21 protein-coding genes and 1 tRNA gene are annotated in these 22189 nt (G+C 64.9%); 13 read left to right on the forward strand and 9 right to left on the reverse strand.

Going from position 1 to position 22189, the window contains the following annotated elements:
* Positions 1-6: 6 nt before the first annotated feature.
* From WJU17_RS18010 to WJU17_RS18020, 3 genes are all read right to left on the reverse strand, one after another.
* Complete coding sequence (locus WJU17_RS18010; protein WP_346328773.1) at positions 7-1497, reverse strand: SulP family inorganic anion transporter; 1491 nt, start codon at positions 1495-1497, stop codon at positions 7-9.
* Positions 1498-1767: 270 nt separating this feature from the next.
* The gene (locus tag WJU17_RS18015) at positions 1768-1923 is read right to left on the reverse strand and encodes a hypothetical protein (RefSeq protein WP_346328774.1); all 156 of its coding nucleotides are present in this window, start codon (positions 1921-1923) and stop codon (positions 1768-1770) included.
* 5 nt (positions 1924-1928) lie between these two features.
* Entirely contained in the window at positions 1929-2741 is an 813-nt protein-coding gene (locus WJU17_RS18020; RefSeq protein ID WP_346328775.1) for a methyltransferase domain-containing protein, read from the reverse strand.
* A 103-nt stretch (positions 2742-2844) separates the two neighbouring features.
* Between WJU17_RS18020 and WJU17_RS18025 the strand changes: the two genes are divergently transcribed.
* The 3 genes from WJU17_RS18025 (at position 2845) to WJU17_RS18035 (ending at position 5770) form a co-directional block, all read left to right on the forward strand.
* The gene (locus tag WJU17_RS18025; protein ID WP_346328776.1) at positions 2845-4971 is read left to right on the forward strand and encodes a protein-disulfide reductase DsbD domain-containing protein; all 2127 of its coding nucleotides are present in this window, start codon (positions 2845-2847) and stop codon (positions 4969-4971) included.
* A 9-nt stretch (positions 4972-4980) separates the two neighbouring features.
* A complete protein-coding gene (locus WJU17_RS18030; protein WP_346328777.1) occupies positions 4981-5595 on the forward strand; it encodes a redoxin domain-containing protein in 615 nt (204 codons plus the stop codon).
* 100 nt (positions 5596-5695) lie between these two features.
* Positions 5696-5770 (forward strand) — tRNA-Thr (locus WJU17_RS18035).
* Between the two features lie 75 nt (positions 5771-5845).
* Here the strand turns inward: WJU17_RS18035 and WJU17_RS18040 are convergent.
* On the reverse strand, positions 5846-6457 hold the full coding sequence (locus tag WJU17_RS18040; protein WP_346328778.1) for a hypothetical protein: 612 nt from the start codon (positions 6455-6457) through the stop codon (positions 5846-5848).
* Between the two features lie 102 nt (positions 6458-6559).
* Here WJU17_RS18040 and WJU17_RS18045 point away from each other — a divergent pair, with 102 nt between their 5' ends.
* Positions 6560-9013, forward strand: a complete 2454-nt coding sequence (locus tag WJU17_RS18045) for a TonB-dependent receptor (protein WP_346328779.1) — start codon at positions 6560-6562, stop codon at positions 9011-9013.
* A gap of 3 nt (positions 9014-9016) precedes the next feature.
* On the opposite strand, the gene WJU17_RS18050 is transcribed toward WJU17_RS18045, so the two are convergent.
* Both WJU17_RS18050 and WJU17_RS18055 read right to left on the reverse strand, forming a co-directional pair.
* Complete coding sequence (locus WJU17_RS18050) at positions 9017-9841, reverse strand: hypothetical protein (protein WP_346328780.1); 825 nt, start codon at positions 9839-9841, stop codon at positions 9017-9019.
* On the reverse strand, positions 9838-10755 hold the full coding sequence (locus WJU17_RS18055; RefSeq protein ID WP_346328781.1) for a LysR family transcriptional regulator: 918 nt from the start codon (positions 10753-10755) through the stop codon (positions 9838-9840). Before WJU17_RS18055 ends, WJU17_RS18050 begins: the two co-directional genes overlap by 4 nt.
* Before the next feature lie 103 nt (positions 10756-10858).
* Here WJU17_RS18055 and WJU17_RS18060 point away from each other — a divergent pair, with 103 nt between their 5' ends.
* Positions 10859-11497 carry an NAD(P)H-dependent oxidoreductase gene (locus tag WJU17_RS18060; protein WP_346328782.1) on the forward strand — a complete coding sequence of 213 codons (639 nt, stop codon included), beginning with the start codon at positions 10859-10861 and terminating at the stop codon, positions 11495-11497.
* Here WJU17_RS18060 and WJU17_RS18065 read toward each other — a convergent pair.
* From WJU17_RS18065 to WJU17_RS18075, 3 genes are all read right to left on the reverse strand, one after another.
* Complete coding sequence (locus WJU17_RS18065; protein ID WP_346328783.1) at positions 11494-11967, reverse strand: nuclear transport factor 2 family protein; 474 nt, start codon at positions 11965-11967, stop codon at positions 11494-11496. The two genes, WJU17_RS18060 and WJU17_RS18065, sit on opposite strands and share 4 nt — an antisense overlap.
* A 79-nt stretch (positions 11968-12046) precedes the next feature.
* Complete coding sequence (gene serB, locus WJU17_RS18070) at positions 12047-12685, reverse strand: phosphoserine phosphatase SerB (protein WP_346328784.1); 639 nt, start codon at positions 12683-12685, stop codon at positions 12047-12049.
* Positions 12685-12927, reverse strand: coding sequence for a hypothetical protein (locus tag WJU17_RS18075; RefSeq protein WP_346328785.1), 243 nt, complete (start codon positions 12925-12927; stop codon positions 12685-12687). Before WJU17_RS18075 ends, serB begins: the two co-directional genes overlap by 1 nt.
* 99 nt (positions 12928-13026) lie before the next feature.
* On the opposite strand from WJU17_RS18075, the gene miaA reads away from it, so the two are divergent.
* The 8 genes from miaA to mreD all read left to right on the forward strand — a co-directional run bounded on the left by miaA (position 13027) and on the right by mreD (position 22188).
* Entirely contained in the window at positions 13027-13983 is a 957-nt protein-coding gene (gene miaA, locus WJU17_RS18080; RefSeq protein WP_346328786.1) for a tRNA (adenosine(37)-N6)-dimethylallyltransferase MiaA, read from the forward strand.
* 137 nt (positions 13984-14120) lie between these two features.
* Positions 14121-15887 (forward strand): acetolactate synthase 3 large subunit, encoded by a 1767-nt coding sequence (locus tag WJU17_RS18085; protein WP_346328787.1) that lies wholly within the window; start codon positions 14121-14123, stop codon positions 15885-15887.
* Positions 15888-15916: 29 nt separating this feature from the next.
* Positions 15917-16429, forward strand: coding sequence for an acetolactate synthase small subunit (gene ilvN, locus WJU17_RS18090; RefSeq protein WP_346328788.1), 513 nt, complete (start codon positions 15917-15919; stop codon positions 16427-16429).
* An 89-nt stretch (positions 16430-16518) separates the two neighbouring features.
* Positions 16519-17538, forward strand: coding sequence for a ketol-acid reductoisomerase (gene ilvC / locus WJU17_RS18095; protein WP_346328789.1), 1020 nt, complete (start codon positions 16519-16521; stop codon positions 17536-17538).
* A 150-nt stretch (positions 17539-17688) separates the two neighbouring features.
* Positions 17689-19299, forward strand: coding sequence for a class I adenylate-forming enzyme family protein (locus WJU17_RS18100; protein WP_346328790.1), 1611 nt, complete (start codon positions 17689-17691; stop codon positions 19297-19299).
* A 269-nt stretch (positions 19300-19568) separates the two neighbouring features.
* Positions 19569-20606, forward strand: a complete 1038-nt coding sequence (locus tag WJU17_RS18105; RefSeq protein ID WP_346328791.1) for a rod shape-determining protein — start codon at positions 19569-19571, stop codon at positions 20604-20606.
* 68 nt (positions 20607-20674) lie between these two features.
* On the forward strand, positions 20675-21676 hold the full coding sequence (mreC, locus tag WJU17_RS18110) for a rod shape-determining protein MreC (protein ID WP_346328792.1): 1002 nt from the start codon (positions 20675-20677) through the stop codon (positions 21674-21676).
* Positions 21676-22188, forward strand: coding sequence for a rod shape-determining protein MreD (gene mreD / locus WJU17_RS18115; protein ID WP_346328793.1), 513 nt, complete (start codon positions 21676-21678; stop codon positions 22186-22188). Before mreC ends, mreD begins: the two co-directional genes overlap by 1 nt.
* The last annotated feature ends 1 nt before the right edge of the window (position 22189 follow it).

The following is a 22189-nucleotide window of genomic DNA, read 5'->3' on the forward strand; positions in this document are numbered from 1 at the left end:
CGACCATCAGTGCCCCAGAAGTCGCTCCAGCGCGCCCGGCTTGTTATGGATGGCGAGGCGGTCGACGATGGTTTCGCTGGCCCGGTTCAGGCCGACGATCTCGACACGAACGCCGTCGCGCCGGAATTTGAGGATGACGGTATCCAGGGCGGCGACGCCTGATATGTCCCAGATATGTGCCTGGCTGACGTCGATCACGACGCTCTCAAGCGTTTCACCGAAATCGAACGCCTTGGTGAAATCGCTGGTCGATGCAAAAAAGATCTGTCCTTCCACGACGTAACGCCGCTCGGTGCCATGGGCGGACAGGCTCGACGTGACGCGGAACAGCTGGGCGATCTTCCAGGCGAAGAAGATCCCGGACAGCAATACGCCGATCAATACGCCAATCGCCAGATTGTGGGTGACGAGCACGCCCGCGACCGTCGCGAGCATCACGATGCTGGAGCTGAAAGGATGCGTTCGCAGGTTGACGAGGGAGGCCCAGCTGAACGTGCCGATGGACACCATGATCATGACGGCGACGAGCGCGGCCATCGGTATCCTGCTGACCCAGTCGCCCAACACGACGATCAGGAACAAGAGTAAGGCGCCCGCGCAGAATGTCGAGAGCCGGCCGCGCCCGCCCGATTTCACGTTGATCACCGACTGGCCGATCATGGCGCAGCCCGCCATTCCGCCGATGAAGCCTGTCGCCGTGTTGGCGATGCCCTGGCCGATGCACTCGCGATTCTTGTCGCTGGGGGTATCGGTCATGTCGTCGATAATCGACGCGGTCATCAGCGACTCCAGCAGTCCCACGGCCGCCACCGCCGCCGAATAAGGGAGGATGATCCAGAGCGTTTCCAGAGTAGGGGGAATGTCAGGCAGCAGGAACACGGGCAGGGTCGAGGGCAACTCGCCCATGTCGCCGACCGTCCGGAGGTCGAGGCCCAGCGCCAGTGAAATGGCGGTCAGGGTCACGATACAGATCAGCGGCGACGGCACCGCTTTCGTGACTCGTGGCAGCAGGTAGATAATGGCCAGGCCGCCGGCCACCATCACATAGGTGATCCACGTCACGCCGATGAGTTCGGGCAGTTGCGCCATGAAGATCAGGATCGCCAGGGCATTGACGAATCCCGTGATGACCGATCGCGACACGAACCGCATCACATAGCCCAGTTTCAGCAGCCCCGCGCCGATCTGCAGCAGCCCCGCCAGCACCGTGGCGGCGAGCAGATATTGCAGGCCATGTTCCTTGACCAGCGTGACCATCAGCACGGCCGTGGCCGCGGTGGCGGCGGAGATCATGCCCGGCCGTCCACCGGTGAAGGCGATGATGACCGCGATGGAGAAGGAAGCGTAGAGACCGATCTTGGGATCGACGCCGGCAATGATGGAAAAGGCGATGGCCTCGGGAATGAGGGCCAAGGCCACGACCAGGCCGGCGAGGACGTCGCCGCGTACATTGCCGAACCACTCGCCGCGCAGGCGTGACAGGGACTGGGAAGTCAAGACGGTCTCCAGAGATGAGGTCGCGCCATGAGCGCAGGTACCGAGGGGATTCAGAAGAGGCGGATGTGAAGGGCATCCCGGACAGCGGACCACAGTTCAGGGCGCCTGAAATGCGCTGGGTCGTCGCTGTACTGGAATGGGTGGGCTCACATTGGCGGGGTCAACCTGCAGGCCGGAAGAAACAGCCCTTTAATGGGCGGGCCACTGGGTAGCGGCACCACGCCGATAGATCAATCCCCTGGTGGCGCGGAGCCGGGTTGCGGGGGCGGCTCAGTCTTTTTCGGTGTCTTCGGGGACGGCCGGCGCCCCGGGGCGCGACTTGCGCTGCTGCTCCTTGCGGCGGCGCAGATTCTCGCGCAGCGCCTCCGCCGCACGGCGCTGGTGCTCCGCCTGATTGGGTCCGGTCTTCTGGGGTTTGTCGGCCATGGCGCCTATATATCAGCGGCCGGGCGGCGCGCCCAGCATTGTACGATGCGTGGAAGGCTGGTGAGTACCGCCGGATCCCGGGCTTCGGCATACAGGGCCTCCACCAGATCGCGGGCCTGCTCTCGGGTGACGATGCCATCCGCGACCGCCGCCGGCGTAATGGCCTCCATGGTCACGGGCGTCAGCAGTTTCAGCCTGTCATTTGTCGCTGCGGGGTTGAGCACCTCGATGTGCAGGTCCTCGAAGCCCGCCGAAGCGAGGAAACCAGGAAGCTTGCGCCCGATGTCGGGATCGCCGCCCCTGCCGCGCACGACCGTCGAGTAAATGTCCACGTATCGTGCGATCGCGGCGCTTTCCGGGTGACTGAAATGACCGCTGAAGTCCACGTCCTCCACGATGACCGTTCCGCCGGGTCTCAAGGCCTCGCGCGCATTCGACACGACGGCGGCCGGATCGCGCACATGCGACAGGAGGAAGCGCATGTAGACGACGTCATAGGGCTCGGGTAAGGGCGTCATCACGTCCGCGTTCCGGTACTCGATGGCCAAGCCTTCCGCCGCGGCCTCGCGGATGGCGATGGCAAGCTTGTCCTTGTCCATGTCAATGCCGACAACCTTGCCTCCGGGACCGGCGCGGCGGGCTAGTTCGCGCGTCACGTCTCCGCCGCCGCAACCGGCATCGAGGCACTGCGCTCCCGGCGCAATGCCAGCGGCGTCGAGTAACTTTCCGGTACTGCCAGCGAATATCCGAGTGAGCAGGGTCAGCCGGGCGCGGCCCTCGATGCCGCCTCTGATGGCGTACCGGTCATTCGTGCTCATGGTTCCCCTCTTGGTCTGGTCCGGATGGACGCGGCGCCAGTACCATATTATGCATGGAAACCCCGCCGGCGGGAAAGCATGGCGGGCACGGAGAACGAGGCTGATGCAATTTCACGCGCGACCCCGGACCCTCTTGGCGCTCTTTGCCCTGGCCTTTGTCTGCGCCCTGGCGCTGCCGGTTCGAGCCGCGCCGGTCAAGACCGAGAACGCCACGGCGGAACTCGTGGCGGACGTGGCAGCCATCGCGCCTGGCGAGGCGTTTCAGGTCGCGCTGAAGCTGACGCCGCGCAAGGGCTGGCATACCTACTGGCGCAATCCCGGCGACTCCGGCATGGCCACGACCATCGAGTGGAGCCTGCCCGCGGGTTTCACGACGGGCGATATCCAATGGCCGGCGCCTCACGCCATGCCCTACGGACCGCTGACCAACTACGGTTATGGCGAACAGCACTGGCTGCTCGTCACCGTGACGCCGCCCGCCGACCTCGCGCCGGGCGACGTGATGCTCAAGGCACGGGCCGACTGGCTGGTTTGCGAGGATATTTGCATTCCCGAAGGCGCCGACCTGACGCTCGCCCTCAAGGCGGCGCCCGCGTCGGTGCGCGATCCCTTTCAGACCGGGGGCTTCAAGACGGCGCGACAAGCCCTGCCGGTCCCGTTCGCGGGCAAGGCCGATTTCCGGGTTGATGGCAAGACTCTGGCCCTGAGGCTCGAGGGCGCCGAGATTGGTGGCGACGCCCGGTTCTTTCCATTTCACGATACGCTGATCCAGAACAGCGCCACTCAGCAGGTGAGCGATGCCGCCGATGGCGCGCGTCTGCTGCTGGTGCCGATGGGCAGCGGCAAGGTTGCGGATACTGTCGATGGCGTGCTCACGGCAGGCGGCAAGGCTTATGAAATCAGCGCCGAACGCGGCGATTTCCAAGTCCCGCCTCTGGCCGCGTCGGGCGGCACCAACAGCACCGCGGGCGGTCCGTCGGATGCTTCGCCGCTTCCCGTGTGGCAGGCGGTATTGTTCGCTTTCGCAGGCGGTATCCTGCTCAACCTGATGCCCTGCGTGTTCCCAGTGCTCTCACTCAAGGCCCTCGCGGTCGTCAAGGCGTCAGGCCTGTCACTGCGCGAGAAGCGGATGGAAGGCCTGCTGTACACGGCCGGCGTCATGGTCAGTTTTCTCGCGCTGGCAGGTGCGTTGCTCGCGTTTCGGGCTGGCGGAGCGGCCGTGGGCTGGGGCTTTCAGCTCCAGTCGCCCGAAGTGGTGGCGGTGCTGGCCGTCATCCTGTTCGCGGTCGGCCTGTCGCTCGCTGGCTATTTCGAACTGGCCGGCAGCTTCACCGGCCTGGGACAGGGGCTGGTCGATCGCGGCGGGGCGCTGGGCGCGTTCTCCACGGGCGTGCTGGCGACCATCGTCGCGACCCCGTGTACGGCGCCGTTCATGGCGTCGGCGCTGGGCGCCGCGTTGCTGTTGCCACCTCTGTCCTCGCTGCTGATCTTCGCCGCGCTCGGTTTCGGTCTCGCCTTTCCCATGCTGCTGATCAGCGAGGTGCCGGCCATCGGGAGGCTGTTGCCGAGACCTGGCCCCTGGATGGACAAGTTCCGCCAGTTTCTGGCCTTTCCTGTCTTCGCGACGGTCCTGTGGCTGGCGACCGTGCTGGGACAGCAGGCAGGCGTCCACGCGGTCGCGGCGCTGCTGGCCATCTTCCTGCTGCTGACCTTCGCCATCTGGCTCTGGCGCATCGGCCGCGGCGCGCACGGAATTGGCCGGGCGCTGGGTCATGGGCTCGCCGTGGCGGCGCTCATCGCCTGTGGCTGGCTGGTCTGGTTCGCCGGCAATCAGTCAGCGCCCGCCTCGGCGGTTGGCGGCGAAGCGCTGGCGGCCGAGCGGTTCGATCCGGCCAAGCTGGCTGAGTACCGCAATGCCGGCGAGCCGGTCTTCGTCAACTTCACGGCCGCCTGGTGCATCACCTGCCTGGCCAATGAACGGGTTGCGCTGTCGACGGAGGCGGTCGCCAATCGCTTTCGCGAGGACAAGGTTCGCTACATGAAGGGCGACTGGACCCTGCGCGATCCGGAAATCACCAAGACGCTCGCTGCCTATGGGCGCAGCGGCGTGCCGCTCTATCTCTATTTTGCGCCGGGTAGCGCGGATGCGATCGTGCTGCCTCAGCTGCTGACGCCCGACATCGTCCTCAGGGAGATGAATCGGGCCGAGGGGAACCTTGTATCCGGATAGGAGGATTTCATGAAGCCATCGCGTCTTTCGACACTGGTGATCGGCATTTTTGCCCTTGGCGCCGTGTCCTCGGCCCAGGCGGTCCCGGAAATCGGCCAGCCAGCGCCGGCCTTCACGGGCAAGGCCATGGACGGATCGTCTGTCGGCTTGGCCGATTACGCAGGCAAGACCGTCGTTCTCGAATGGACCAACCATGAATGCCCGTTCGTGAAGAAGCATTATGACAGCGGCAACATGCAGTCCCTGCAGAAGGACGTCACCGGTAAGGACGCTGTCTGGCTCACCGTAATCTCTTCCGCGCCGGGCAAGCAGGGCCATGTGAGCGCAGAGAAGGCAAAAGAGCTGACCACGTCGCGCAACGCGGCCCCATCCCATGTCCTTCTCGACGAGGACGGCACGATCGGCCAGGCCTATGGCGCGACCGCCACGCCGCAGATGGTGGTGATCACCCCGAAGCAAACGGTTGCCTACATGGGCGCCATCGACAGCATCCCGTCCGCCAAGGCCTCGGATATTCCCAAAGCCGAGAACTACGTGAAGGCGGCGTTCGACGCCGTATCGGCGGGGACGCCGGTCGCCACGGCCGAAACCAAGGCGTACGGCTGTTCGGTGAAGTACCAGTAAGGGCCGTGGCAAGCAGCTTTCCGGGCGTTCAGGGTAATTTTCGGACCTACCGGGAAACCGCTTGCAAGGGTCGGGTTTCCTTGGCATAACCCGCCCCGCTGCTGCTGTAGCTCAGTGGTAGAGCACTCCCTTGGTAAGGGAGAGGTCGACAGTTCAATCCTGTCCAGCAGCACCATTTCCCTCCTTTTATACGTCCGTCCCAGCCATGCGGGCGTCATGCGACTCGCCGCCAGTGGTCCTTGTTGATCGTTCAGTTCAGCAGATGGGCCTGCCGCGCCTTGTCTTTCTCGGCCGGATCTTCAGTCAGCGTACCCAGGCTCAGATCCCATTCGCCCGCTTTGGCGGCATTGCGGATCAGACGTGTCAGCGAATGCAGCAGGGTGTCGTCGAGGGCGAGGGTGACGGGTTTTCCCTCCGTGGACACGAGTGCGAGTTGATTGCTTTCGCCCGCGGCTTTGCGTCTGACGGCACCCTTGGTGATCAGCACAGGGTCGGGGCCGAGCGGCTGGGTCACTACCTTGTCGCTGTCATAGGCCGCACCGAAGCGCGCCTTGGCGAGGGCCTGTTCGTGCTGGAAACGCACCACGCTGGTGCGCGCGTCGGGCGTGGGTTGCGCGGCGGCTTCGGGAGTGGATTCGGCCAGCCGTACAAGATTTGGCCAGAGCAACCTGACGAATCGCCGGGTCAGCCACAGCTTGACCTCGGTACCGTCCCGCGCGATGACCGACAGCAGCAGGCGGTCTTCGGGCGCGATGTACTGGACGCGCATCTGGTGAATGGTCGACATGGCGCGGTAGCGATCCTTTCGGGCGACGGTTGCATCAGACGCATGGGACATTTTCATCCCGTGGTCGCGGGTCACCTCATTTCCTGCCGCAGGATATGCTAAAGCGGCGGTCAACCGAAGCAGCGTCATTCACGCTGGTCGCCAAGAAGCAGTCGGGGCGGAGGGGACGTACCGGACATGACCTGTAGGTCAGTAGTTTCAGCCATATGGCCCGTCGCGCTCATGGCCGCGCTGTGGTCGGAGACCGCCGTCGCCGATCCGGCCGCATCGCGTGCGCTGATCGAGGAGGTGATCTCGACCGCGCGTCAGCGGCAGGAGCCGTTGCAGCAGGTGCCCGTCGCCGCGACAGCATTCAATACCGAGATGCTCGAGCGCTATGCGCTCGATGATTTGCAGCAGGTGGCGCAGAAAACGCCCAACCTGATCGCCACCTATGGCGGCACCGGTGGCGCGGCCGCGCTCTTCTTGCGCGGCATTGGCACCAATGCGGATAGTACCGGCTTCGAATCCGCCATCGGCATCGTCATTGACGGGGTGCACCATTCGCGGGGGCGATATATCCAGCAGGGTTTTTTCGACCTGGAGCAGGTGGAGATCCTGAAGGGTCCGCAGGCGCTTTATTTCGGCAAGAACAATTCCGCCGGCCTCATCGTGCTGCGGACCAAAAGTCCCGGCACCGAGTTCGAGGCGCATGCCCGCGCCGGATATGAGGTCGAGGCAAGGGAGGTGATGGCGGAGGCCGGCATGTCCGTGCCGGTGAGCGACAAGGTCGCCTTTCGTGTCGCCGCCAAATGGTCGGACATGCGTGGCTGGGCGCGCAATCTCTCGCAGCCGATCGCGGCCAACCTGCCTTTCTGGGACGCTATCCCCGGGGCGTCGCGCCAGCATGCGCCCAACAAGGACGAACTTCTCGGCCGCTTTACCCTGCGCCTGACGCCCGGCGACCGGCTGGAGGCGATCCTCAAGGTCAGCGGCGCCCGCAACAGGGATTCCGGTCAGGCGTCGACCACGCAACTGTCCGACTGCAACGGGCCCGGCGGCCGACCGCAACGCATTCACGGCTTCGTACCCTCACCTTGGGACGATTGCGTCCTGAACGGCAAGGTGAGCCACAGCGGTCTTTCGCCGGCCCTCTTCGTCGGCGAGCCGGAAATCTTCGGTGACGGCAGAACCTTCACGGACTACCACGCGCTGACGACGTCGCTGGAGACGACTTACCGATTCGACGCCGCCACATTGACCTCGGTGACCGCATACCAGCGCTACGGCGTCCGCGGGCTGGAGAACTACACCTTCTCGGACGATGGTCAACTCGCGGCCTTCGATGAAACCCGATACGACGCCTTCAGCGAGGAGCTGCGGCTGGTCACGGATTTCGACGGTCCGGTGAACGTTCTTCTCGGGGCGCTCTATGCCCGGTCGGACCTCTATTATCGCGGGGCGATCCGGCTGGGGCCGTATCAGCTCTTCGGCATGCGCTTCGATCCCGTCACCGGGCGTCAGTTCACCTTCGACAAGCATTCGAACACGGTCGGCGAGACGTGGTCGGCCTATGCCGAGGCCCAGTGGGACATCACGCCTGTGATCGAATTGGCGGGCGGTGCGCGGTACACGCGCGAGGTGAAGACCTTCGAGATGATTCCCGACTTCATCCACCCGCTCGCCCTCGACGTCAATGGGGGCAGCCTGTCCGGCCAGTCCTATGCGGGTCGGTTCACGGACGACAACGTTTCGCCGCAGGTGACGCTGACCTGGCGCCCTCTGCCGGCGGCGACTTTCTACGTCGCCTACAAGACCGGCTTCAAGTCCGGCGGGTTCGACAGTTCCTATCTCCTCGGCACCGGGGTGACCGTGGACGATCTCACCTTCGGCAGCGAAAAGGCGAAGGGTTTCGAGGCGGGCGCCAAGACCACACTGTTGGATGGCGCGCTGCGTCTGGATGGCGTGGTCTATTCCTATGTCTTCGACGATCTGCAGGTGCAGCAGTTCAGTCCCCAGACGGCGCAGTTCAACGTGACCAATGCGGGCCGGGCCCGCACGCGCGGCATCGAGGCCGAGTTCGCCTGGGCAGCCTGGAGCGGAGCCAATCTGTTCGGCTCGATCGGCTACAACGACGCGACCTATCGCGAGTTCATCGCCGGTTGTTACTCAGGCCAGTCCATCGAGGCGGGTTGCGATGTTTTCCTGGGCGGTCCGGGAGACGCGCAGGCGGACGCGCAGGATCTGGCCGGCCGGCGGCTGGCGCGAGCACCGCGATGGGTCCTGGCGCTCGGGGCAAGCCATACTGTCTCGCTGTCCGAAAGGCTTGGCGCGACCCTTACCCTCGATGGACGCTATACGGGCGGATATTCGGCGAATGTCCTCGCCGTTCCAGAAGCGGCCCGTCCGTCATCATTCCTGCTGGATGCCACCATGCAGCTTTTCCATGCGGACGAGACGTGGGAAGTGGCGCTGATCGGCCGTAACCTGACCAATGCCAAAATTGCCTATGTCGCGGGCGAACGGCCACGGACCGGTGGTGCGTATGGTTACGACGCGGACAGTCCGTTGCTGGGAAACCGTTCCGATACATTCGCGCGGCTGGAGCGGGGCCGCCAATTATGGGTGCGCATGACCTGGCGGTTTCACTAGATTTCAGTAGCCGCCGGACACGGTCGCCGTGCCGATATCGGTATTGTAGCGGCAGCTGAAAGCCTTCAGCTTCCGTTTCTCGCCATCGCTGCGATGCAGCGACGTGCCGATCCCGCTGAGGTAGATGTACGGGACTGTGCCGTATCGTCCCGCATCGTAATAGGGCGATGTCCATGGCGATGAGCGGCTTCCCCATGACACCGTGCCGTCCGCCTGGCGTTGCAATTCCTCGGTGCATACGCCGAAGGCGCGGCTCAATGCGCGATCGAGCGCCGCGGGTTCATGATGGGCCGCGAGCGTCCGTAGTCTTCCGGTGTCCTCCACGCCATAGATTCCATTTGCCCCGGGCGCATGGGTGACCTGAAAGCGCACATCCCTGAATTCCCAGAGTTCGTCTTCCAGAAACTGCCCGTCGTCGACCTTGGGCGCGCCGAACCATTCCCGAAGCTTCTCTCTCGCGCGGGTCATGGCGGTTTCGGAGAAACGCGCGTCGGCCGCGATGAGAACGCCCTCGTGGAACTGATAGGAAACCTCGATCGGCGCTTCCGGAAAGTCCGTGCCTTCGGTCGATCCGTCGCAGATGATGACGTCAAGGCCCACATAGCGCCCATCGGTCTCGAAAAACACGCTGGATGTCTCGCTGGCGCAGTCCAGGGAACTGTCTCGGCCGGCGCCCAGAGAGAGCCCCAGATTGGTGACCTGCCGGGGACTTGTCATCTCATGGCGCATCGGCGGTGGCGGGCTCGATGCAATGGCGGCCGCGCCGAAAATCGCGACCAGAACCACGCCTGCGAACGAAATGAGGAAACCGCGACCAGGGCGCTTCAAGGAAGTGTTCCCGGCTCCGGCTCGCACGCCAGAATGGCGCTCTCGGCCCTGATCCGGCTTGCCATGAAGTCCATGAACGCCCGGACTCGGGCGCTGCGCCTCGTATCGCGGTGTGTAAGGATCCAAAGGCTTGTCCGCAGGTCCGGGATAACCGGAGTCAAACGCCGCAAGTCCTCGTCCAGTTCCGCCACGAAGCAGGGCAGGACGGCGATGCCGACCCCCGCGCGCGCGCCGGCAAGCAGCACTGTGAGGATATTGGAGCGCATGACCACATTCGCCGCTGGATGGTGGGTTCTCATCCAGCGGCCCATCGAGGTGCCGGCCAGACTTTCATCGAAAGCAAGCCATCGGTGGTTCTCCAGATCCGCGACGTCCCCAGCGGCATCCAGGTAGGAAGGCGAGCCATACACAGCGCTCGCCACGTGGCCGAGCCTGCGCCCCACCAGCGCCTCCGGCGGGTGATCCGTTGGCCTGATCGCCACGTCCGCGTCGCGCTGCGTCAGGTTGACGACCCGCTCGGACACAGCCAGTTCGACGACGATGCCGGGATAGGCGTCGTGAAACGCGGCGATATGCGGCGCGAGGAAATATTCAGCCAGCGTATCGACGGTCGCGCATCTCACCGTACCGGTCAGGCCGACGTCGCGCCCGGCGATCCGCCGCTCGAGCGTCGTGACGCTCTCCTCGACCCGGGCGGCCACGTCGGCCATTTCTTCGCCCGCCGCCGTTGGAGTATAGCCCGTGGGTGTGCGTTCGAACAGATGGACCCCGAGGCGTTCCTCGACGATGTTGAGGCGGCGCAGTACGGTGGTGTGATTGATGTTCATGAGCCTGGAAGCGCCGGAAAGGCCTCCGCCTCGCAAGATGGAGAGAACCAGCCGCAAATCGTCCCACGAGGATTCCTGTGCGCTCATGCACAGGATATTTCACCAAATGCCCAGTTATGACAAGAGCCGTGGCCGCATAGGCTGCATGTCAACGGCGGCTTCCGCCGATATTCATTCAGTGAGGGACATCATGCGCACCGTTCTCGTCATCGACTCCAGCCCCAATTTGTCCACTTCCGTCAGCCGCGCCCTGACGCGCCGCTTTTCCGAGTCCTGGTCGCTGAGTCATCCGGGCGACAGGATCGTCCATAGGGATATCGGCGCCAGTCCGCCGCCGCATCTCGACAGCGACACCCTCGCGGCGTGGTCCACGCCGCCCGAGAAGCGCGATGCGGACGGCGTCCGCCGGGCGGCGCTGTCCGACGCGCTGATCGCCGAGCTGGTCGATGCGGATGTGGTGGTGATCGGCGCGCCGATGCACAATTTCTCGGTCTCATCGGGTCTCAAGACCTGGATCGACCACGTCGCGCGCGCGGGCATGACCTTCAGGTACACCGAAGCGGGTCCCCAGGGTCTGATCGCCGACAAGCCGGTTTATCTGGTCAGCAGTCGCGGCGGCGCCTATGGCGTTGGTTCGGGCGGCGAGGCCGCCGACTTCCAGGAAACACAGCTTCTGCATGTGCTGCGTTTCCTGGGGCTGACGGATGTCACCGTGATCCGGGCGGAAAAGCTGGCCTTCGGTCCTGACGTTGCCCGGGCGAGCGTAGAGGCAGCGGAACGGCTGGTCGACGAGATCGTCGCCGACAGTGCCGCGTCGCGGGCCGCCTAGATTCGGCTCGCGCGGCCCGGGTGCCCGGGCAGGGGATTGGTGGATGGCGGGTCGTCCTTCAGGTATTGGCCCACGCCCACCACCTCGCGCTCGGCGAACAGCCACTGACCGTCGATGCGGACGAGGCGGTCCTTCCATCGACCCCAGTAGTGCATGGGATCGTGACTGCCCGCATAGCGGTGAAAGGCATAGACGTAGGATAGACCCGTCGCCGTATCGCCGCTCAGCGTCAGCTTGATGTTCGACAGATGGTGGCTGGTCGCGGTGAACGCGTCGAGAATGCCGGTCAGGCGCTGCGCGATGGCCTCTCGTCCGACGAACTTGCCCCAGTAATGGCCGATGCCATCCGGCGCGAAACAGGCGGCGGCGCCCTCCGGGTCATTCGCGTCGATGCGTTCGGCGTAATGGACCATCAGCTTGCTGATGGCGTGGTGGTCGAGCATTTCCCGGATATCATCTTGCTGGCTCATGCATTTCCTCCCCAATGAGGAACGCAGCCTAGCAGCGGGAGAGATACCGCAACAACCGTTAGCGGCATTGTCCTGGCGATCAGCGCAAGCCGGCGATGTCCAGTACCTTGGTCAGGTCGCGTTCGTCGATCCGATATTGCGCGGCTTCGGCGACCTTGGGCTTGGCGCAGAAGCCGATGCCAAAGCCGGCTGCCTGGATCATGGGCAGGTCGTTGGCGCCGTCGCCGATGGCGATGACCTGCTGGAGGCCGATGCCCATCTCGTCGGCGTACCGGCGCATGGTCTCGAGTTTCGCTTCCGCACCCAGAATCGGTTCGCCGACCGTGCCGGTCAGTTTGCCGTCCGCCACGTTCAGCGTATTGGCGTGATGGGCGTCGAAGCCGGCCGCGTCGGCGATCCTGCCGGTGAAGAAGGTAAAGCCGCCGGAGACCAGCACGCATTTGATGCCCCGGGCGTGCAGCGCGTCGGTCATTTCGCGGGCGCCTTTGGTCAGCCGGATCCGGCTGTCATAGACGTCCTGCAGTGCGGCCTCGGGCAAACCCTTCAGCATGCCGACGCGCTCGCGCAACGCCGCCTCGAAATCAAGTTCTCCGCGCATCGCCCTTTCGGTGATGGCGGAGACCTGATCCTTGAGACCGACGGCGTCGGCGAGTTCGTCAATGCATTCGTTTTCGATGATCGTGGAATCCATGTCCGCGATCAGGAGGCGAACGGTCACTAGGCCTCCGGCTTGTTCTCGATCACGAGACCCGAGCCCTTGACCGCGCCATTGGCGAGTTCAATGGCCTTGTCGCCGTCGATGCCCTCATAGCGCAGCTCGGCCTGCACGTTCTTGGTGATCCAGCGGGGTTTCAGGCCGGATGCGCCCGCGCGCGTCAGGGCAGCCGATACCAGTTCCAGATGCACCGGCGTCAGACGCGCGATACCCTGGGTCGCCTGGAAGGTAAGTGTTCTAGCCATGAATTGATGTCCTCTCCTCGTAGAACCATGCCACCGAGCGATTCCCTGCTCTCGTCACAGTGGCTTGTCCCCGTTCAGAATTTGCCGAAGTATGGTGTCATGACACCCGAGACGCGGCCTCAAGTTATTCTCATTGCCGGGCCAACCGCAAGTGGCAAATCGGCGCTCGCGCTGGTCCTCGCGGACCGGCTCGGCGGCGAAATCGTCAATGCGGACAGCATGCAAATCTATCGCGAGTTGCCCTTGCTCAGCGCCGCCCCCACGGCCGCCGAGCAGGCGATGGTGCCGCATCATCTCTATGGTATCGCGGGGGTAGGCGAGGCCTTTTCCGTCGCGCGCTGGCAGGCCGAAGCGGCGCGGGTGCTGGGCGAGATTCGCGGCCGCGGCGCCGTTCCCATCGTGGTCGGCGGCACCGGGCTGTATTTCCGGGCGCTCCTGCGCGGCCTCTCCGAGGTGCCGGCGATCGACGAACAGGTCCGTCGTGCCGTTCGGGACATGGTCATGGCCGACGGCGCGGAAGCCGCGCATGCACGGCTCGCCGTCGAGGATCCGGTGATGGCCGCGCGGCTGAATCCAGCGGACGCGCAGCGCATTGCCCGGGCCCTCGAGGTCGTGCGCGGATCAGGCCGGTCTCTCGCGGTCTGGCAGGAAGCCCAGACGGACGGGCCGCTGGCGGCAACCGATCGCGCCGGTCTGGTGGCCAAGCTGGCGCTGCTGCCGCCGCGTGACTGGCTCTATGACCGCTGTGATCGCCGCTTCGACCTGATGATGGCCGCCGGCGCGCTGGAAGAGGTCCGTGCGTTGCCGCCCGCCGATCCGGATCTCCCCGCGTTGAAAGCGCTGGGAATCCCGCAGTTGCGTGCGGCGCTCGCGGGCGAGGTGTCCCTCGAGAGGGCCGTCGCGCTCGCCAAGACGGCGACGCGTCAGTACGCGAAGCGCCAAATGACGTGGTTCAGGAACCAGTGCGCTGACTGGTGCGTCACGGATGAGAAACAAACGGAAAGAATTATCGCCAATGACTTTCCGAAAATTATCACAATCGGCTTGACGAGGTAATAAACCGTCAGTAGGGTGCGCGCCTTCCGTCCCTTCCGGGCGGGGGAAAGCGTTGCGCGGCCTTGTTCACGATGCTATTGGGCCGCGACGGACTGGGCCCGCCTTGCGCGGGCGTGCGGAATGGAAGAGGAACAGGCATGCCGCCGGAAGCACTTGGCACCACGATGACCGGCGCGGATATGATCATCCGCGCGCTCAAGGAACAGGGCGTCGACACCATCTTCGGGTATCCCGGCGGCGCCGTGCTGCCGATCTATGACGCGCTCTTCAAGCAGAATCACATCCGGCACATCCTGGTGCGGCACGAACAGGGCGCGGTCCACGCGGCCGAAGGCTATGCCCGCTCGACCGGCAAGCCCGGCGTCGTGCTGGTCACGTCCGGTCCGGGCGCGACCAATGCGGTCACCGGCCTGGTCGACGCGCTGATGGATTCGATCCCGGTCATCTGTCTGTGTGGCCAGGTGCCGACCCACCTGATCGGCAGCGATGCCTTCCAGGAAGCCGACACGGTCGGCATCACGCGCCCGGCGACCAAGCACAATTATCTGGTCAAGCGCGTCGATGACATCGGCCCGGTGATCCACGAGGCGTTCTACGTCGCGACCAATGGTCGTCCCGGTCCCGTCGTCGTCGACCTGCCGAAGGATATCCAGGTCGAGAGCGGCACCTATTCCGGCTCGCCCAAGACCAAGCACCGCAGCTATCAGCCGCAAGTGAAGGGCGACCTCAAGGCCATCAAGGAGGCGGTTGCCCTGATCGCCTCGGCCAAGCGGCCCGTCTTCTATACCGGCGGCGGCGTCATCAATTCCGGCCCGAACGCGTCGCAGCTGCTGCGCGAATTCGTGCGCATGACCGGCTTCCCGATTACCAGCACGCTGATGGGGCTGGGCTCGTACCCGGCCAGCGACAAACAGTGGCTGGGCATGCTCGGCATGCACGGCACCTACGAAGCCAATCTGGCCATGCATGATTGCGACGTCATGATCAATATCGGCGCCCGCTTCGACGACCGGATCACCGGCCGGCTGAATGCGTTCTCGCCCCATTCGAAGAAGATCCACGTCGATATCGACCGCTCCAGCATCAACAAGAACGTCCATGTGGACATCGCCATCGTCGGTGATGCCGGTCACGTTCTCGAAGACATGATCAAGGTGTGGAAGGCCGACGTGCACCGCGCCGACAAGGGAGCGCTGGATGCGTGGTGGTCGCAGATCGACGAATGGCGTGCGATCGATTGTTTGAAATACGAGCCGAGCCAGGACGTGATCATGCCGCAGTACGCGCTGCAGCGGCTGCACGCGCTGACCCAGCACCGCAAGCCATTCATCACCACCGAAGTGGGCCAGCACCAGATGTGGGCGGCTCAGTTCATCGGTTTCGACGAGCCGAACCATTGGATGACGTCCGGCGGTCTCGGCACCATGGGCTACGGCCTGCCGGCGGCGGTTGGCGTGCAAATTGCTCATCCCGACGCACTGGTCATTGACGTGGCGGGCGAAGCGTCGACCATGATGAACATTCAGGAATTCAGCACGGCGGTTCAGCATAAGGCGCCGATCAAGGTGTTCATCCTCAACAATGAATACATGGGCATGGTGCGCCAGTGGCAGCAGATCAGCTACGAGGGCCGCTACTCCCATTCCTATTCGGACTCGCTGCCTGACTTCGTGAAGCTGGCGGAGGCGATGCACGGCGTTGGCCTGCGCGCCACCACGCCGGATGAGCTGGACGGTGTCATCGAGGAAATGATGGCGATCGACCGGCCCGTCATCGTCGATTGTCAGGTGGCGAAGCTGGAGAACTGCTTCCCCATGGTGCCGTCGGGCGCCGCGCATAACGAGATCCTGCTGACTGCCAAGGACGCCGGTCTCGAGCGCAGCGACGATCTGGCGCTGGTCTAGAACAAGATACAAGAGAAGAGGCCCAAGCAATGCGCCCGCAACTTCCGATCGAACGGCACACCATGGCCGTGCTCGTCGACAACGAGGCCGGTGTTCTCGCCCGTGTCATCGGCCTGTTCTCCGGCCGGGGCTACAATATCGAGAGCCTGACCGTGGCCGAGGTCAACCATGCCGAAGGCCTGTCGCGCATCACCGTGGTGACGCGCGGCACGCCGCCGGTGATCGAGCAGATCAAGGCCCAGCTCGAGCGCCTGATCCCGGTCCACAAGGTGTCGGACCTGACCGTCGAGGGACCGTCCGTCGAACGCGAGCTGGCCCTGGTCAAGGTCGCGGCCACCGGCGACCACCGCGTGGAGAGCCTGCGGCTCGCCGACGCTTTCCGCGCCCGGGTGCTGGACACGACGACGGACTCGTTCACCTTCGAGATCACCGGCAGTTCCGAGAAGATCGATGCGTTCGTCGACCTGATGAAGCCGCTGGGACTGGTCGATGTCTCCCGGACCGGTGTCGTCGCCATCCGGCGCGGCGCCAGCGGCATGTAACCGACTCAAACCTTGCGCAAGCGGCCAAGCGGCGTTAAGGCATTGCGCACTTTTTCAACCTGACAGAACAGTCCACAGGGGAAGCCACCATGCGGGTGTACTACGACCGCGACGCGGATGTGAATCTCATCAAGACCAAGAAGGTCGTCATTGTCGGTTACGGCAGCCAGGGTCATGCCCACGCGCTTAACCTGCGCGACAGCGGCGTGAAGGAAGTTGCCGTGGCCCTGCGTCCCGGTTCGGCGACCGCCAAGAAGGCCGAGAATGAAGGCCTGCAGGTGATGAGCCCGGCCGACGCCGCCAAGTGGGCCGATGTGGTCATGGTGCTGACGCCGGATGAGAACCAGGCCGCGCTCTATGCCGACGATCTGGCCGCCAACATGAAGCAGGGCGCCGCGCTGCTGTTCGCGCACGGCCTGAACATCCATTTCCGCCTGATCGAGCCCCGTCCCGACCTGGACGTGCTGATGGTCGCGCCGAAGGGCCCGGGCCACACGGTCCGTTCCGAATACCAGCGTGGCGGCGGCGTGCCCTGCCTCGTGGCCGTGCATCAGAATCCGTCGGGCAACGCGCTCGACATCGGCCTGTCCTATGCCAGCGCTATCGGCGGTGGCCGCGCCGGCGTGATCGAGACCAATTTCCGCGAGGAATGCGAGACCGATCTGTTCGGCGAGCAGGCGGTGCTCTGCGGCGGCCTGTCGCAGCTGATCATGGCTGGTTTCGAGACGCTGACCGAGGCCGGCTATGCGCCGGAAATGGCGTATTTCGAGTGCCTGCACGAAGTGAAGCTGATCGTCGACCTGATGTATGAGGGCGGCATCGCCAACATGCGTTACTCGATCTCGAACACCGCTGAATATGGCGATTACGTCACCGGCCCGCGCATCATCACCGACGAGACGAAGGCCGAGATGAAGCGCGTCCTGAAGGACATCCAGGACGGTCGCTTCGTGCGCGACTTCGTGCTCGAAAACAAGGCCGGCTATCCCAGCTTCAAGGCTATCCGCGCCAACCAGGCCCGTCACCCCATCGAGGAAGTCGGCGAGAAGCTGCGTTCCATGATGCCCTGGATCGCCAAGAACAAGCTGGTCGACAAGGCTCGCAACTAAGCTTTCGCGGCGGGCTTCGGCCCGCGCGCCGATGGCACACAAAACCCCGCTGGACCTGGTCCGGCGGGGTTTTTTGCGTTCCCGGCCTCGTCCTCCCGGCGGGGGTGGGATATTGGTAGGATCGTCGATGCAGCGAAACCGGGGAAACGCATGATGTCGCAGCGAGAGATCCAGACCGCCGCCGAACTGTTCGAACGGGCGGCGCGGCTTTGGCCGGACAATGACGCGGTGATTTTCACGGATCGCCGCTGTACCTACGCCGAGCTGCGACGTGCAGCGATGGTCAGGGCCCGCAGCTTGGCGGCGCTGGGCGTCGGTCGAGGCGATCACGTCGGCCTGCTCATGCCCAACAGTCTCGACTTCGTCGAGATGGTCTACGCCGTCGCGCTGCTCGGAGCGGTGCTGGTGCCCCTGAACACGCGCTACAAGGCGCATGAGCTGCGCTATGTGGTCGAGAACGCCGACATTTCGGTGCTGGTCACGTCGGACGCCCTGAAACCGCATGTGGATTTCGCCGCGCTGCTGCGGGCGGCCTTGCCGGGGTTGGCGGGGAAGGACGATCCGCTGAACCTGCACCCCGACGAGGCGCCGCGATTGCGGTCCATCGTGCTGTTCGGGGCGGAGGCGCCGGAGGGTTTTATCGGCCGCGAGACCTTCGAGGGCGCGAGCCGGGACATCGCGCTGCCGGTGCCGGTCGATCCGGCGGAGACAGGCATCATCATGTACACGTCGGGCACGACGGCCAATCCGAAGGGCTGCATGGTGCCGCATCACGCGCTGGTCGGCAGCGCGGTGGATCTGTGGCGCTACCGGTATTCGCTGGGGCCGGACGACCGCATGTGGGATCCGCTGCCGGCGTTCCATATCTCGTTCCTGCTGCCGTGGATGTGCGTCGTGCACGGCGGCGGTGCCATGATTTCCCAGTTGCACTTCGACGCGGGCGAGGCGCTCCGGCTGATCGAGGAGGAACGGGCGACCTGGATCTGGCCCAGCTTCGAGGCGATCTGCGCCGACCTGATGAACCATCCGGATTTCGCGCGGCGCGATTTGACCGCGGTGCGGCGCATTACCGCCGTCGGCGGCAAGGGCCTGCTGACGCGTTTCCAGGCCGCGTTTCCCGGCGCGGTACAGACGGCGGCCTATGGTTTGTCGGAATCCTGCGGCATCGTCTGCGCGGGGATGCCGGAGGACAGTCTTGAGGATCGGCTGACCACCAACGGCAAGGCGCTGCCGGGTGTGGAACTGCGGATCATCGACCGGGACACGGGCGAGGCGCTGGGGCCGAACCGGCAGGGTGAAATGCTGATCCGGTCGGATGCGATCTTCTCGGGCTATTACAAGGACCCGGTCAAGACCGCCGAGACCCTCAAGGAGGGCTGGCTGCACACCGGCGATCTCTGTTCGCTGGACGACGACGGGCGGGTCCGTTTCCATGGCCGGGTGAAGGACATGCTCAAGGTGGGCGGCGAGAACGTGGCCGCGGTGGAGATCGAGAGTTTTCTGGCGGGCCATCCGGGGGTGAAGCTGGCCCAGGTGATCGGCGTGCCCGACGACCGTCTGGGCGAGGTGCCCGCCGCCTTCGTCGAGCTGGTGCCGGGCGCGGCGCTCGCGCCTTCCGAACTGGTCGCCTACTGCAGGGGACAGATCGCCAGCTACAAGATTCCCCGTTACGTCCAGCTCGTCGAACACTGGCCCATGTCCGCCACCAAGGTCAGCAAACGCGAACTCTCGGCCCTGCCGCTCGGCGAACGGCTGATCTAAGCCGTTTTTCCGTCATTCCCCTTGCCGCCTTGCCGCGAATTCGGTACACCGCGCCTGCGCTGGAGACAGGTCCGTGGAGGGGCGGGCCTGTTTCATCCACATCAAAGGGCGGCGCGGAACCCTCGCGGAGCGGGATTAATCAAATCCCCTCTGAGGAAAATGGTGTAAAGTCGCGTACTCGAAGGCCGATTCGCCTGATGGCGACCCCTAAAGGCAAACTTCAACCAGCGAGTTTGGGGCAACTCCCTTTAAACGCAGCATAGGTCTTAATGTTCTCACGTCTGCTTGGCCTGTTTTCCAATGACATGGCCATCGATCTCGGCACGGCAAACACCCTGGTCTATGTGAAGGGACGCGGCATCGTGCTCAACGAGCCGTCCGTCGTCGCCATCCTCGATCCCCACGGCCGCAAGCAGGTGCTGGCGGTCGGCAACGAGGCTAAGGCCATGCTCGGCCGCACGCCCGGCAACATCGCGGCCATCCGGCCCCTGCGGGACGGCGTGATCGCCGATTTCGAGGTCGCCGAGGAAATGATCAAGCATTTCATCCGCAAGGTGCACAACCACCGCTCGTTCGCCAGCCCGCAGGTCGTGATCTGCGTGCCGTCGGGCTCGACGCCGGTGGAGCGCCGCGCCATCCAGGAATCGGCCGAGGCCGCGGGCGCGCGCCGGGTTTTCCTGATCGAGGAGCCCATGGCCGCCGCCATCGGCGCCGGCCTGCCCGTGACCGAGCCGACCGGCTCCATGGTCGTCGACATCGGCGGCGGCACCACTGAAGTGGCGGTGATCTCGCTGGGCGGCATCGTCTATGCGCGTTCGGTTCGCGTCGGCGGCGACAAGATGGACGAGGCGATCATCGCCTACATCCGCCGCAATCATAATCTGCTGATCGGTGAATCGAGCGCCGAGCGCATCAAGAAGGAAATCGGCACCGCGCGTCCGCCGGCCAATGGCATCGGCGCCGAAATCCAGCTCAAGGGCCGCGACCTGATGCATGGCGTGCCCAAGGAGATCATCATCAATCAGGTCCAGGTCGCCGAGGCGCTGGCCGAGCCGGTCGCGGCCATCGTCGACGCCGTCAAGGTGGCGCTGGAACATACGGCGCCCGAGTTGGCCGCCGACATCGTCGACCGCGGCATCGTGCTGACGGGCGGCGGCGGTCTGCTCGCCGATCTGGATCAGGTGATCCGGGACGCGACGGGGCTGCCGGTGACCCGCGCCGAGGACCCGTTGTCCTGCGTGGCCTTGGGAACAGGGAAGTCGCTGGAGGACAACCTGTTGCAAGCGGTCCTGCTGCGGGGTTATTGAGGAGCCTCGACGGCACGCTTTCTGCCCCGTCGCAGGCCAACTGAACGCTCAACTGGGAGACGCAGCCCGTGAGACGGTCCATCGGCCGTGCGGTGCGCATCACGAATCCGGAGCGCGGTCTCGCGCATCGGGCCTCGTTCGCCATCTTCGTGGCGGCCTCCCTTGGTCTGCTCATCTTCAGCAAGGTCTATCCCACCCTCACGGAAGAGGTTCAGGGCGTTCTGGTCGACGTGGCCGCGCCCGTGGTCGACGTACTGGGCGAGCCGGTCACCGCCTTTCGTCATTTCGGCTCCCGGGTCGCGGATACGCTGGACGGCGCCGATCGGGTGGAAAGACTGCGCGCTGAGAACGAACGTCTGAAGCGCTGGCGGGACGTCGCCATGCGCCTGGACGGCGAGAACGCCCAGTTGCGCTCGCTGCTCAAAGTCAGCGAGGAAGCGCGAATTCCGGCCGTGACCACCCGTGTCGTCAGCGATCCGGGGGGGCCTTTCGTTCGTGCCATCATCCTCGATGCGGGCGCCGGCAAGGGCATCGGCAAGTTCCAGCCGGTGACGGACCAGTCCGGCGTGGTCGGCCGCATCGTGACCGTCGGCCGCCAGTCGGCGCGGGCGCTGCTGCTGACCGACCTGAACAGCCGGGTGCCGGTCTTCATCCGCCGCACCGGCGACCGGGCCATCCTCGTTGGCGACAACAGCGATCGGCCCAAGCTGGCCTATCTGCCCATGGAGTCCTCGGCTCGAATCGGCGACGAGGTTCTGACGTCCGGAGATGGCGGCATCTTTCCGGCACGCATGCCGGTGGGCGTGGTCGATTTCGTAGATGGCGGCCTGGTCCGGGTCAAGTTGGCCGCCGATCTCTCGCGGCTGGATTTCGTCAACGTGCTGGCCTACGAGCCGGTGGAGAAGCCGGAGGAGAGTCCGGTCGCGGGTCCGCTGGAGCCGCCACCGGGCGGACCGTCGGTTGCCCGGGAGCAGCCGGCTGAACCGGCGGCGGTCCCGCCGCCCGTATCGCCTGCCGCGCCCGCCAGCAACGCGCCCGCCACGCCGCCGGTCGACGAGGGAGGCACCTGATGGCAACAGCGATCTACCGCGCCGTCATCGCGGTTCGCCTTGCGGTGCCGTCCCTGCTGGGCATCATGCTGGCCGTGCTGTCGTTCGTGCCTTATGGCTCGCCCGAGCTCAGCATCATCATGCCGTCGCTGACATTGCCGCTGGTCTATTACTGGTCGCTCTACCGTCCCGAGGCGATGCCTGTCTACGCGGCGTTCGTCATCGGCCTGTGGCAGGACATTCTGATCGGCGGGCCGCTGGGACTGATGGCGCTGCTCCTGGTGGTGACACGCGGCGCCATCGAGAACCAGCGCCAGATACTGCTGACACAGCCCTTCGCGGTCGGCTGGCTCGGCTTCGCCATCATCTCGGCCGCGCTGACCGCGCTGGCATGGGGCCTTGCGGGATTGTGGTGGGACCACAGCTTCGCGCCGATGCCGTTCTTCGTGCACTGGGGCCTGGGTACGGCGGCCTATGTGCCGCTGGCCATCGGGTTCCGCAAGCTCGACCAGCTTTTGTACGAGCAGGTCTAGA

Origin of the sequence: Iodidimonas sp. SYSU 1G8, from assembly GCF_039655775.1 — a bacterium.
Taxonomy (GTDB): domain Bacteria; phylum Pseudomonadota; class Alphaproteobacteria; order SMXS01; family SMXS01; genus RI-34.

Coding starts and splice junctions, on each gene's coding strand:
- WJU17_RS18015 (WP_346328774.1), bottom strand. CDS start 1,923: ATGGCCGACAAACCCCAGAAGACCGGACCCAATCAGGCGGAGCACCAG.
- WJU17_RS18020 (WP_346328775.1), bottom strand. CDS start 2,741: ATGAGCACGAATGACCGGTACGCCATCAGAGGCGGCATCGAGGGCCGC.
- WJU17_RS18025 (WP_346328776.1), top strand. CDS start 2,845: ATGCAATTTCACGCGCGACCCCGGACCCTCTTGGCGCTCTTTGCCCTG.
- WJU17_RS18030 (WP_346328777.1), top strand. CDS start 4,981: ATGAAGCCATCGCGTCTTTCGACACTGGTGATCGGCATTTTTGCCCTT.
- WJU17_RS18045 (WP_346328779.1), top strand. CDS start 6,560: ATGACCTGTAGGTCAGTAGTTTCAGCCATATGGCCCGTCGCGCTCATG.
- WJU17_RS18055 (WP_346328781.1), bottom strand. CDS start 10,755: ATGAGCGCACAGGAATCCTCGTGGGACGATTTGCGGCTGGTTCTCTCC.
- WJU17_RS18060 (WP_346328782.1), top strand. CDS start 10,859: ATGCGCACCGTTCTCGTCATCGACTCCAGCCCCAATTTGTCCACTTCC.
- WJU17_RS18065 (WP_346328783.1), bottom strand. CDS start 11,967: ATGAGCCAGCAAGATGATATCCGGGAAATGCTCGACCACCACGCCATC.
- WJU17_RS18075 (WP_346328785.1), bottom strand. CDS start 12,927: ATGGCTAGAACACTTACCTTCCAGGCGACCCAGGGTATCGCGCGTCTG.
- miaA (WP_346328786.1), top strand. CDS start 13,027: ATGACACCCGAGACGCGGCCTCAAGTTATTCTCATTGCCGGGCCAACC.
- WJU17_RS18085 (WP_346328787.1), top strand. CDS start 14,121: ATGCCGCCGGAAGCACTTGGCACCACGATGACCGGCGCGGATATGATC.
- ilvN (WP_346328788.1), top strand. CDS start 15,917: ATGCGCCCGCAACTTCCGATCGAACGGCACACCATGGCCGTGCTCGTC.
- ilvC (WP_346328789.1), top strand. CDS start 16,519: ATGCGGGTGTACTACGACCGCGACGCGGATGTGAATCTCATCAAGACC.
- WJU17_RS18100 (WP_346328790.1), top strand. CDS start 17,689: ATGATGTCGCAGCGAGAGATCCAGACCGCCGCCGAACTGTTCGAACGG.
- WJU17_RS18105 (WP_346328791.1), top strand. CDS start 19,569: ATGTTCTCACGTCTGCTTGGCCTGTTTTCCAATGACATGGCCATCGAT.
- mreD (WP_346328793.1), top strand. CDS start 21,676: ATGGCAACAGCGATCTACCGCGCCGTCATCGCGGTTCGCCTTGCGGTG.